We start from the raw sequence: 10969 nt of genomic DNA, 5'->3' as shown, positions 1-10969 counted from the left end.
CGGCGCAGCTTGGCGCAGAACTCCCGCCCGTCGCCGTCCGGCAGGCCGATGTCGAGGAGGATCGCGTCGTAGCGGGCATCCGCCCGCGCCAGCTTCGCCTCGGCCTCGCTTGCGCTTTCCGCCTGGTCGGCGGTGAAGTCGCCTTCCTGCGCGAGCTGCTCGGCCAGGGTCGCGCGCAGGGCGGCATCATCCTCGACGATCAGGATAGGGCGGGGAGCCGGCATGAAACCTCCGTTCTTCGGGGGGGCGACGATGCGCCGCACCAATGTTGCAATTTGCGTAACCGTTTTACCCGTTAGAGACGATCGCGAGCGGAAACGCACCTCACGGGGGCGTCAGGCGCGCTACACAATAACGAGAAACCGTCCGAACGTTCCGAACCGATCGCGCAATTCTCAGAGAACGCGCCCCTCGAAGGGCGGCTGCAGGTCGGGCGCGTCGAATTCGACCACCCACAGATCGGGATCGCGCCGCACCTGCCGCGCGATGTAGGCGTCGGCCTTCTCCTGGTCCACGGGCGCGTCCCCGCTGCCGCGGATCCAGGCGGGGCGCCCCTCGGCGTCGCGTACCTGGCTCAGCACCACCAGCCCTTCCCGGCCGCGGAGCACGCAGAGCACGCCCCCCGAATCCGGGTCCCCCTTGCGCAGCACGGCGCCGCTGCGGCCGGCGATATCCGCCAGCCGCAGCGCCATGGAGACCCAGATCCCGCTCTTGACCCGCGCTTCCATCGCCCCTCGCCCGGCCAGTGGCCCGCGACAGGGTGTCATGCCCGCGCCCGCAGGCAACCCCCGGCCGCTTCTGCTCTGCTGCTGCTTGCGCACCGGGCGGGAACGCGCCATCTCTGGCGCCCTCACGGGGGTTCCCATGGATCAGCGGAAGATGACGGAGGGCCAGCGCGCCTACGAGGCGCGCCGGGCCGCCAAGGCCGGCATGAGCCTCGAGAAGTGGCTCAGCCAGAAGGAGAAGGAGGCGAGGGCCGAGCGCGAGGTCACCTCCCGCAAGGCCGGGCCCGCCGCTCCGCCCAGGAAGCCCGGCTTCCTCGCCCGCCTTCTGGAACGGGCGCAGCGACCCCTCTGATCCGGCGGCCTCAAGCCCGCCACACCGCCGGCGCGGCCTTCGCCCGGCGAGGCCCCGCCAGGGAAGGTTGCGACCCCCACGCCGGGTCTCAGCCCAGCAGCGCCTGGGCGCAGGCGTCGAGGATCGCCTCCTCGTCCAGCCCGTATTCCCGATAGAGATCCGGCAGGTCGCCTGCCTGGCCGAAGCGGTCCACCCCGAGCGGCACCACGCGCTGGCCGCGCACCGCGCCGAGCCAGGCATGCGCCGCCGGATGCCCGTCCAGCACCGTGACCAGCCCGGCCTCCGGCGCGAGGGGGGCGAGCAGCGTCTCGATCCAGCTTGGCGCCCCGTAGCCGGCCCGCGTCTTGCGCCGCGCCGAGAGCCACTCCGCATGCAGGCGGTCGGGCGAGGTGATGGCGAGCAGCCCCGCCTCCGGCACCTCCTCGCGCAGGGTCGCGAAGGCGGCGAAGGCCTCCGGCGCGATCGGCCCCTGATAGGCGAGGGCGAGGCGCGCCCCCGGCGCCGGCGGCACCGCCCAGTAGCCTCCGGCGACCACCGCGGCGGGATCGAGCGGCCGCTCCGGCTGCTCCAGCCCCCGCGTCGAGAGGCGCAGCCACACGGCGGAGCCGTCGGGCTTCTGCATGTGCTCGAAGCCCCAGCGCATCAGGATGGCGAGCTCGTCGGCGAAGGCCGGCTCATAGCTGGCCAGGCGGTCCTGCGCCATGCCGATCAGCGGCGTGTTGACGCTCTGGTGCTGCCCGCCCTCGGGCGCCAGGGTCAGGCCGGAGGGGGTGCTGACCAGCATAAAGCGCGCATCCTGGTAGCAAGCGTAGATCAGCGCATCGAGGCCGCGGTTCACGAAGGGATCGTACACGGTGCCGACCGGCAGCAGCCGCGCGCCATAAAGGCTGTGCGACAGGCCGAGCGCGCCCAGCACCAGGAACAGGTTCTGCTCGGCGATGCCGAGCTCGATGTGCTGCCCCTCCGGCGACATGCCCCAGCGCTGGGCGGAGGCCAGCTTGGCGTCGCGGAACACGTCGTTCTTCAGGTGCCGGTCGAAGATGCCGCGCCGGTTCACCCAGGGGCCGAGATTGGTGGAGACGGTGACGTCCGGGCTGGTGGTGACGATGTGCCGGGCGATCTCCGCCGCCTCCCCGTGCCCGCGGCCGAGCTCGGCCAGAATCTCGCCGAAGGCCGCCTGGGTGGAGAGCTTCCGCCCCGCGGGCACCTTCGGCACCGGGAAGGCGGCGGGCACCCGCACCGCGGGGGCGGAATAGGCACGGCCCTCCGGGGTCAGCGGCCGGGCGAAGGGGACATCGGCCAGGAAGGCCCGCAGCGTCGCCTCGGGTACCTCCAGCCCCTCGAAGGGGTCCCATTCATGGCCGTCGCGGATGCCCATGCCGCGCTTGAAGCCGGCCATCTGCTCCTTCGTCATCAGCCCGGCATGGTTGTCCTTGTGGCCGGCGAAGGGCAGGCCCATGCCCTTGATGGTGTAGGCGATGAAGCAGGTGGGCTGGTCGCCCGCCGCGTCCTGCGCGCGGAAGGCCTCGATCAGCGTCTCGATGTCGTGGCCGCCGAGATTGGTCATCAGCGCCCCGAGCTCCTCGTCGGAGAGCGGGTCGATGATCGCCCGCACCCCCGTCTCGCGCCCGAGGTCGGAGAGCAGCGCATTGCGCCAGGCGGCGCCGCCCTGGAAGGTGAGCGCGGCGTAGAGGCTGTTCGGGCAGTCGTCGATCCAGCGGCGCAGCGCCTCGCCGCCCTCGCGGGCGAAGGCCGCCTGCAGCCTGCGCCCGTATTTCAGGGTGACGACGTTCCAGCCCATGTCGCGGAACAGCCCCTCGATCCGGCCGAACAGCCGGTCCGGCACCACCGAATCGAGGCTCTGGCGGTTGTAGTCCACGATCCACCAGACGTTGCGGATGTCGTGCTTCCAGCCCTCGAGCAGCGCCTCGTAGATGTTGCCCTCGTCGAGCTCGGCGTCGCCGACGATCGCCACGTGCCGTCCCGCCGGGCGGTCGGCCGGCACGAGGCCGTGCAGGCGGACATAGTCCTGCACAAGGCTGCCGAAGCTCGTCATCGCCACGCCGAGCCCGACGGAGCCGGTGGAGAAATCCACCTCCGGCCCGTCCTTCACCCGCGAGGGATAGGGCTGGATGCCGCCGAACTGGCGCAGGGTCGAGAGCTTCTCCCGGCTCTGCCGGCCGAGCAGGTAGTTGATGGCGTGGAACACCGGCCCGGCATGAGGCTTCACCGCCACCCGGTCCTCGGGGCGCAGGATCTCGAAATAGAGCGCCGCCATGATGGAGATGACGGAGGCGCAGGAGGCCTGGTGCCCGCCCACCTTCAGCCCGTCCCGGTTCGGTCGGATGTGGTTGGCGTGGTGGATCATCCAGGAGGAGAGCCAGAGCAGCTTGCGCTCCAGCGCGCGCAGGACGCGCAGCCGCTCGGCCTCGGGCCGCAGCGCCTCGGCGGGGCTGGTCAGGAGGTTCATGGCGGCGTCTCCCCGCGGCACGGTGTTGGCGGGGCGGCCTCACGCCCCGCGCCTGGGGCATGATCTGGCCGGAGGGGCGGCGCCAGGCAAGCCCGGCGGGCTGCCGCCTCAGCTCCAGCCGCGCGCCAGCCGGCGGATCGCCGTCGCCGCGGGGCGCCGCCCCTCGCCGACATACTCCTCGTGGTAGTCCTCGATCCGCGCCGGATCGTAGAGGTAGTTCACCATCAGCCCGGCGCTCTCCTTCATCCCCTTCTCGGAGATGTCGCCGCGCCAGTTCAGCCGCTCCACCCGCGCGCCGTTGGAGAGGTGGAAATGCGCCACCGGGTCGCGCGCCCGCTTCGGGTTGCCCGGCGCGTGCTCGTTCAGCAGGTAGCCGGCGCAGAGGCGCAGCAGCACCGGCTCCATTGCCTTGGCCACCGCCGGCTCGCGCAGCCAGCCGCGCCGGGCGAGGATGCGGGAGAGGGTCTGTGTCGGCGTCTCCGCGGTGGCGATGGCGGTGCCCGCGCCGTCGGCCGGCGCCGGCAGGGCGGGCGGCGGCGGCGCGGCGGCGCGCAGCGCGGCCGCCTCCTCCTCGGTCAGCAGCGGCGGCCCCTCGGCGGTGGCGAGGCGGGCGGAGAGCCAGCGCATGAAGCCCGGGATCGGCGACAGCGTGGCGAAGCTGCGGATGTTCGGCAGCTCCTGCCCGAGCAGCGCCACCACCCGCTTGATCAGGAAGTTGCCGAAGCTGATGCCGTCCAGCCCGCGCTGGCAGTTGTTGATGGAATAGAAGATCGCGGTGTCGGCCCTTGCCGGATCCAGCACCGGCGCCTTCTCGTCGAGCAGCCGCTGCACGCTGGCGGCGAGGCCCTGCACCAGCGCCACCTCGACGAAGATCAGCGGCTCCTCCGGCATGCGCGGGTGGAAGAAGGCGTAGCAGCGCCGGTCGGAATCGAGCCGGTTCTTCAGGTCGCGCCAGGTGCGGATGCGGTGCACCGCCTCATAGCGCACCAGTTTCTCAAGCAGGGCGGCCGGGGAGTTCCAGTCAATGCGCTTCAGCTCCAGGAAGCCGACGTCGAACCAGCTCGCGAGCAGGCCCTTGAGATCCGCTTCAAGCGCCTGCAGCAGCGGGTCGGTGCCCATCACCCGCATCAGTTCGGCGCGCATCTCGACCAGGAAGCGCACCCCGTCCGGGATGGTGGTGAACTGCGTCAGCAGCCGCACCCTCGGCGGCTCCAGCACCCGGCGCAGCCGCGCCTTGGCGGCGGCGCGTTCCACCGTGCCGGTGGCGGCACCCACCCGCTCCATCGCGCGGCGCACCTCGGCATCGTCGGAATCGAAGCCGGCGAGGGCGCGCAGGAAGCCGGACCGCCCCTCCTCGTCCAGCGCCAGATAGGCCTGGGCCAGCTTGGCCGCCCGGTTGCGCGCCGAGACCTCGCCGCCGCGGCCGTCCAGGCAGGCCTGCATCTGCTCGGCGATGGTCTCGGCCTCGCCGCCTGTCACCCGCTCGGCCATGTCCCGCCAGAGGCTGGTGACGCGCCGCAGCGCCCTGTCGAACAGACCCGGCTGCACGACGACATCGGACATCGTCTGGCTTCCCCCGCGTGCCGCGTTCACGCCCGTAACCCGATGAAACCTAGCGCGATCGGCGCGGCGTTGTCAGCGCCCGCGCGCGGCGGCCAGCGCGTTTGGCAGGAGCGTGATCAGGTCGGCGGCGATCAGCCCCTCCGCGCCGCGCCGCGCCGCCTCGCCCTGCAGCCAGGCGCCGGCGCAGGCGGCGCCGAAGGCATCCAGGCCCTGCGCGAGCAAGGCCGCGATGATGCCGGCGAGCACGTCGCCGGTGCCGCCGGTCGCAAGCGACGGCGGCGCGTTGTCGTTGATGGCTGCGCGCCCGTCGGGGGCGGCGATCACCGTGTCCGGTCCCTTCAGCAGCAGCACCGCGCCGGTTGCGGCGGCGGCCCGGCGCGCCGCCGCCAGCCGCCCCTCCTCGCCGATGCCGCCGAAGACGCGCGCGAACTCCCCGGCATGCGGCGTCAGCACGGCGCAGCCGGCAAGCGCCGCCGGATCTCCGGCGCAGGCGATGAGCGCCCCGGCATCGGCGACCACCCGCCGCCCCGCCTCCACCAGCCGCCGCAGGGTGGTGCGGGTGGCGGGCTCCGGCGGCAGGCCGGGGCCGAGCAGCCACACCTGCCGCCGCGTGTCGGCGAGCAGCGCGTCGAGCCCCTCCTCGCTGACGATGGTGCCGGGATCGCCCGACCGGTACGCCGCGGCCGCGGCGGCGTCGGGCGCGAGGATGGTGACCAGCCCCGCCCCCGCCCGGTGCGCCGCCCCGGCGGCAAGCCGCGCCGCGCCGGTCATGGCCGCGCCGCCAAGGATGGTGAGATGGCCGCGCCGGTACTTGTGCGCCTCTGCCTCCGGCGCGGGCAGGCGCCACAGGCCGGGGACGTTCCGCCAGGCGCGCGCGCCGACGCCCGCCAGCACGGAGTCCGGCAGGCCGATATCGGCAAGCAGCGTCTCGCCGCAGAGCAACCGCCCCGGCAGCAGCAGATGGCCGGGCTTGTGGCGGAAGAAGGTGACGGTCAGCGCCGCCCGCGGCGCGAAGCCCCGCACCTGGCCGGTGGCGCCGTCGAGGCCGGAGGGCACGTCCACCGCGAGCAGCGGCGCCCGCACCGCGCGCAGCGTCTCCGCCACCGGTCCGTCCACCGCGCGCGCCAGGCCGGCGCCGAAGACGGCGTCCACCACGAGGGAGGCGCGCGCCGCCTCCTCTGGCGCGAAGGGGCGAAGCGGCCCGCGCCAGCGCGCGGCGGCCAGCGCCGCGTCGCTCCCCGGGCGCGGCGGGGCGAGCGGCGCGAGCGCCACCGGCCAGCCCTGCCGCTCCAGCAGGCGCGCCGCGACATAGCCGTCGCCGCCATTGTTGCCGGGCCCGGCCAGAACCAGGGTCGGGCAGGGCTGGAAGCGGCGCATCGCCGCCCGCGCCACCGCCCTCCCCGCCGCCTCCATCAGGGCGATGCCCGGCACGCCGGCGGCGATGGCCGCGGCGTCGGCACGGCCCATCTCCTCCGGGGTGAGGAGTTCGAGCCGCTCCCGGCCCGGCGGGCCATGCTGGGGATGGAGGTGCCGCCTCGTCACGCCGCCAGCCTAATGCTCGTCGCGCCGGGGTGGAACCGCGGCACGACGGGTCCGCCGCCACGGCCCGCCTCGCCTGATTCCGGAACGGCCGCTGGAATAAACCGCCCCTCCGCCGCGTCCATTGCGCAAGGCCCACCGGGAGGATCCAGCCATGCGCCGCGAACGCTCCATCCAGGAACTCTACCGCGACGACCCCGAGCGCGCCGACGCCCTGGCCTGGGGCCGCCGCGGCGCGCTGAAGGGCGGCGCCCTCGCCGCGATGGGCGCGGCGCTCGGGGCCGCCATTCCCTTCGCCGGATCCATGCCCCGGGGCCTGCTGCCGGCAGCCCTGGCTCAGGGCGGAGCCCAGGGGCCGCAATACATCGAACTGCCCGGCAAGGCGCGGCTGATCCTGCAGGGCGAGCGCCCGCTCAACGCCGAGACGCCGGAAACCCTGCTCGACGACGAGGTGACGCCGGCGGAGAAGATGTTCGTCCGCAACAACGGCTCGGTCCCCGATCCGGTGCCGGAGCCGCGGGCGTGGAAGATCCGCATCGATGGCGAGGTGAATGCGCCGCTCGAGATCACGCTCGGCGATCTCGAATCGCGCTTCGAGGTGGTGACGCGGCGGCTGCAGATGGAGTGCGGCGGCAATGGCCGCGCCTTCTTCGTGCCGCAGACGCGCGGCAACCAGTGGGGCAACGGCGCCATCTCCTGCGCCGAATGGACCGGGGTGCGGCTGCGCGACCTGCTGCAGGCGGCCGGGCTGAAGCCGGGGGCCAAATTCACTGGGCACCACGGCGCCGACCGACACCTCTCCGGCGACGGCCCGGCGATCAGCCGTGGCATGCGCATCGAGAAGGCGATGGAGGAGGACACCCTCGTCGCCTTCCGCATGAACGGGGCGCCCATTCCGCAGATCCACGGCGCCCCGGTGCGGCTGATCGTGCCCGGCTGGCCGGGCTCGCTCAGCCAGAAATGGTTCACCCGCCTTGAGGTGCTGGACAAGCCGCACACCGGCCGCGGCATGGGCGGCACCTCCTACCGCATCCCCGTGGTGCCGATCGTGCCGGGCAGCCGCAATGACGGCGCCGATTTCGCGGACATGGAAAGCATGCCGGTCCGCTCGGTGCTGACCAACCTCGCCCATGGCACGCGCCTGCCCGCCGGCACCCGCGCCCTCGACCTGCGCGGCCATGCTTGGGCGGGAGACAAGGAGATCTCGGCGGTGCATGTCAGCGTGGACTACGGCGCCACTTGGCAGGCCATGGAGGTAAAGGCGCCGGCCAACCGCCACGCCTGGCAGCGCTGGACCGGCCGCGTCTCCCTGCCCTCGGACGGCTATTTCGAGGTGTGGTATCGCGCCACTGACAGCGATGGCCGCATGCAGCCGCATGTGGCGGGGAACTGGAACCCACAGGGCTACGGGGCCAATCCGGTCAGCCGCGTGGCGATCCTGGTCGGCTGAGGGCGGCATGGCGCTGCCGAGGCTGCTGATCGGGCTGATCGTGGCGACGGTGGTGGTGCTCGGCCTGCACCGGGCCGGGGTGTGGGGCGTGCGCCACCCGCCGGAGCCCTACCCCCCCACGCCGGCGGCGCTCGCCACCGCGCGGGCGGCGCAGGAGGCGGCGGCGCGCGAGGCCGCGGCGCGGGAGGAGGCGGAGCGCCTTGCTGCGATCGCGCAGCGGGCGGAAACGCCGGAGGTGCTGCCCCCCGGTCATGGCCGCGAGGAGACCTTCGGCTACTGCACCCCCTGCCATAGCACTGCGGTGATCCGCCGCTCCCGCCTCTCGCGCGAGCAGTGGGACGAGCTGATGGACTGGATGAGCGAGAAGCACGGCATGAACCCGCTCGAAGGAGAGATGCGGGAGGTGATCGTGGACTACCTCGCCGGTGCCTTTCCCCCGGCGCAGCCCGCGGGCGGGCGGCACGGTGGCAACCCCTTCCTCACCGATTGAACGGTGTCGCCGAGGGGAAGGCCGTTCCCGTTCGAACCCGTGACCGCCCTGGCCGCTTTCCCTCTCTGGGAAATCCAGGGAGTTCTGCGGATGTCGCGAGTCTTCTTCTGCGCTCTGGCCGTGGCCGTGGCGGCGGGCATGGCACCGGGCAGTGGGCATGCCGCCGGCCAGAGCCAGCCGGCCGCGGAGCGTTCCACGGCGACGGCGGATTCCGGACCGCGCGAGCAGCGCGGAGTGGCGGGCGGCGCGCGCCAGCCTGCTGTGGGCTCCATGTCGCCGGAGCGCGTGCGCGAGGATGCCGGGCGGGTCAATCCGGTGCCGGCCGGCACGCCGGACACGCAGCCTTCCCTGCCGCCCGGGGTCACGCCGACCGCTCCCTCCGGCGAGCCGGCGATGCGGGGTGGCGGGCGCTGATCCCTTCCCGCCGCGGCCAAGGCCATCGCGACGCTTGGGCGGCCTCGGTCCGGCGCGGCAAGACCAAGACAGAGACTCGCTGCCCTTCGGGATCTGCTCTCCAGCGTGGCCCGCTTCCTGTCGGGCAGCGGGGGCACCTGCTCCGGCGGGTCCGCTGCCGTGGATAGGGCGCCGAGGCCGTTCCCGCTCGGCCGCGCGCGGCAAGAGCCACAGCTCGTCATGCGCAGGGTAGAGTCATGGCGCCGGCTGATTCCAGCCCTACGCGATCTGCTCTAGGCTGCGTCCGGCAGGCGGAGTCAGGGTGATGGCCTTCGTGGTGGCGGTGGCACAGCAGAAGGGTGGCGCGGGGAAGTCCACGGTTGCCGCCAACCTGGCCGCAGCGCTTGCCGCCGCCGGAGGGCGCGTGGCGCTGCTCGACACCGATCCGCAGCACTCCCTCGTCCGTTGGCATGAGGAGCGGCGGAAGCACGGCGCCCGGGCCGCGCCGCTGCACTTCGACGCTCCCGCCGGCTGGCGGGTCGGCGGCGCGCTGGACCGCCTGCGGCGGGAGCAGGAATTCGTCATCCTCGACACTCCCCCCCATGCCGAGACGGAGGCGCGGGTCGCGATCCGGGGCGCCGACCTGGTGCTGATGCCGCTGCAGCCTTCGCCAGCCGACCTCTGGGCAAGCGAGGCGACGCTGAAGCTCGCCGCCGCCGAACGGCGGATGCTGGCCGCCCTGCTGAACCGGGTTCCCGCGCAAGGCAGGCTGAAGGAGCAGGTGGCAGCGCAGCTCGCGGCGCTTCAGGTCCATCTTCTTGGCCCGAGCCTCGGCAATCGCGCTGGCTTCGCCCAGGCCTTCCAGGAGGGGCTGGCGGTGACGGAGGCGGCGCCGCGGACCCTGGCGGCGGCCGAGGTCCAGGCCCTGGCCGAAGCCATCCGGGCACTTGCCGGGCGCTGACATCCGGCAGGGGCGGACCATTGAGCTTGTGCGGATAGCCGGAGAGGGAATGCTGGGAAACCTGTTCTACGTGCTGCACGTGCTCGGAGCGGTGCTGTGGGTCGGCGGCATGGCCTTTGCCATCCTGGCGCTGCGACCCGCCCTCGCCGCGCTCGAGCCGGCGCAGCGGCTGGCGCTGCATGAGGGCGTACTGTCGCGCTTCTTCCGCATCGTCTGGCACGCCATGCCGGCGGTGCTGCTGAGCGGCTGGCTGCTGCTGTTCGGCTGGTACGGGGGCTTCCAGGGCAGCGCCTGGCACATCCACCTGATGCATCTGCTCGGGTTGGTGATGGCCGGCGTCTTCCTGGCGCTGGTCACGGGCCCCTGGCGCGCATTCCGCGCCGCCCTCGCGGCCGGGGACCGTGGCCGCGCGGGCGCGGCGGCGGAGCGCATACGCCAACTCGTATCGCTGAACCTTGTCCTTGGGCTGGCCACCATCGCGGTCGCGGCCTGGGGCCGTTTCGGGTGATTATGCGCCGTGTCGGCGCGGGGTCGAGGACAGGCAGGAACCGGAAACGGCCATGAGCGTCGAGGGCATCGAGATCACCGAGGACGACTATCCCGAGATGGAGGACGTGGCCGCGATCCAGCGCGGCCTGCACGCCTTCAACCAGGAGATGGGAGGTCCCTACCACCGCGAGCCGGTCACCGTGATGGCGCGCGACGCATCCGGTACTGTGCGGGGAGGGCTGCTTGGCCTCACTTACTGGAACTGGCTGTTCATAGACTGGCTGTGGCTGGCGCCGGACATGCGCGGCAAGCACCTCGGGCGCGAGCTTCTGGAGCGTGCCGAGGCCATCGCGCGCAGCCGCGGCTGCACGGATGCCTATACCGACACCTTCGATTTCCAGGCGCCCGGCTTCTGGATCAGGCAGGGCTATGAGGAGTTTGGCCGGCTGCAGGGAATGCCGCCGGGCCATGCGCGGATCTGGTTCCGCAAGCGGCTGTGAGGCGCCGCGCCACCTGGACATGAGAAAGGGGGCGGAT

Annotated in this window: 12 protein-coding genes; 7 read left to right on the top strand and 5 right to left on the bottom strand. The window is 73.0% G+C overall.

The window, feature by feature from the left end; translation table 11 throughout:
• On the bottom strand, positions 1–224 hold a 224-nt coding region (locus tag ET526_RS17855; protein WP_135469725.1), incomplete at its 3' end, for a response regulator transcription factor.
• 171 nt (positions 225–395) lie between these two features.
• Positions 396–728: a DUF1491 family protein gene (locus ET526_RS17850; protein WP_135469722.1), complete on the bottom strand. Its 333-nt coding sequence runs from the start codon at positions 726–728 to the stop codon at positions 396–398.
• A 151-nt stretch (positions 729–879) separates the two neighbouring features.
• On the opposite strand from ET526_RS17850, the gene ET526_RS17845 reads away from it, so the two are divergent.
• Positions 880–1077, top strand: coding sequence for a hypothetical protein (locus ET526_RS17845; RefSeq protein ID WP_135469719.1), 198 nt, complete (start codon positions 880–882; stop codon positions 1075–1077).
• 88 nt (positions 1078–1165) lie between these two features.
• On the opposite strand, the gene ET526_RS17840 is transcribed toward ET526_RS17845, so the two are convergent.
• The 3 genes from ET526_RS17840 to ET526_RS17830 form a co-directional block, all read right to left on the bottom strand.
• A complete protein-coding gene (locus ET526_RS17840; protein WP_135469716.1) occupies positions 1166–3547 on the bottom strand; it encodes a 1-deoxy-D-xylulose-5-phosphate synthase N-terminal domain-containing protein in 2382 nt (793 codons plus the stop codon).
• A 108-nt stretch (positions 3548–3655) separates the two neighbouring features.
• A complete protein-coding gene (locus ET526_RS17835) occupies positions 3656–5110 on the bottom strand; it encodes a malonyl-CoA decarboxylase (protein ID WP_135469713.1) in 1455 nt (484 codons plus the stop codon).
• 72 nt (positions 5111–5182) lie between these two features.
• Positions 5183–6577 carry an NAD(P)H-hydrate dehydratase gene (locus tag ET526_RS17830; RefSeq protein WP_135469729.1) on the bottom strand — a complete coding sequence of 465 codons (1395 nt, stop codon included), beginning with the start codon at positions 6575–6577 and terminating at the stop codon, positions 5183–5185.
• 226 nt (positions 6578–6803) lie between these two features.
• Between ET526_RS17830 and ET526_RS17825 the strand changes: the two genes are divergently transcribed.
• The 6 genes from ET526_RS17825 (at position 6804) to ET526_RS17800 (ending at position 10932) form a co-directional block, all read left to right on the top strand.
• Positions 6804–8099: a sulfite oxidase gene (locus ET526_RS17825; RefSeq protein ID WP_135469710.1), complete on the top strand. Its 1296-nt coding sequence runs from the start codon at positions 6804–6806 to the stop codon at positions 8097–8099.
• 7 nt (positions 8100–8106) lie between these two features.
• Positions 8107–8589: a hypothetical protein gene (locus ET526_RS17820; RefSeq protein WP_135469707.1), complete on the top strand. Its 483-nt coding sequence runs from the start codon at positions 8107–8109 to the stop codon at positions 8587–8589.
• 90 nt (positions 8590–8679) lie between these two features.
• Complete coding sequence (locus tag ET526_RS17815; RefSeq protein ID WP_135469704.1) at positions 8680–9003, top strand: hypothetical protein; 324 nt, start codon at positions 8680–8682, stop codon at positions 9001–9003.
• A gap of 304 nt (positions 9004–9307) precedes the next feature.
• A complete protein-coding gene (gene parA / locus ET526_RS17810; RefSeq protein ID WP_135469701.1) occupies positions 9308–9943 on the top strand; it encodes a ParA family partition ATPase in 636 nt (211 codons plus the stop codon).
• A 49-nt stretch (positions 9944–9992) separates the two neighbouring features.
• Entirely contained in the window at positions 9993–10451 is a 459-nt protein-coding gene (locus ET526_RS17805) for a CopD family protein (RefSeq protein ID WP_135469698.1), read from the top strand.
• A gap of 52 nt (positions 10452–10503) precedes the next feature.
• Positions 10504–10932, top strand: coding sequence for a GNAT family N-acetyltransferase (locus ET526_RS17800; RefSeq protein ID WP_135469694.1), 429 nt, complete (start codon positions 10504–10506; stop codon positions 10930–10932).
• Positions 10933–10969: the final 37 nt, after the last annotated feature.

This window comes from Crenalkalicoccus roseus, from assembly GCF_004761865.1.
GTDB lineage: Bacteria > Pseudomonadota > Alphaproteobacteria > Acetobacterales > Acetobacteraceae > Crenalkalicoccus > Crenalkalicoccus roseus.
Note: the sequence above shows the minus strand (reverse complement) of the source record. Positions and strands in the feature narration are given on the sequence as shown.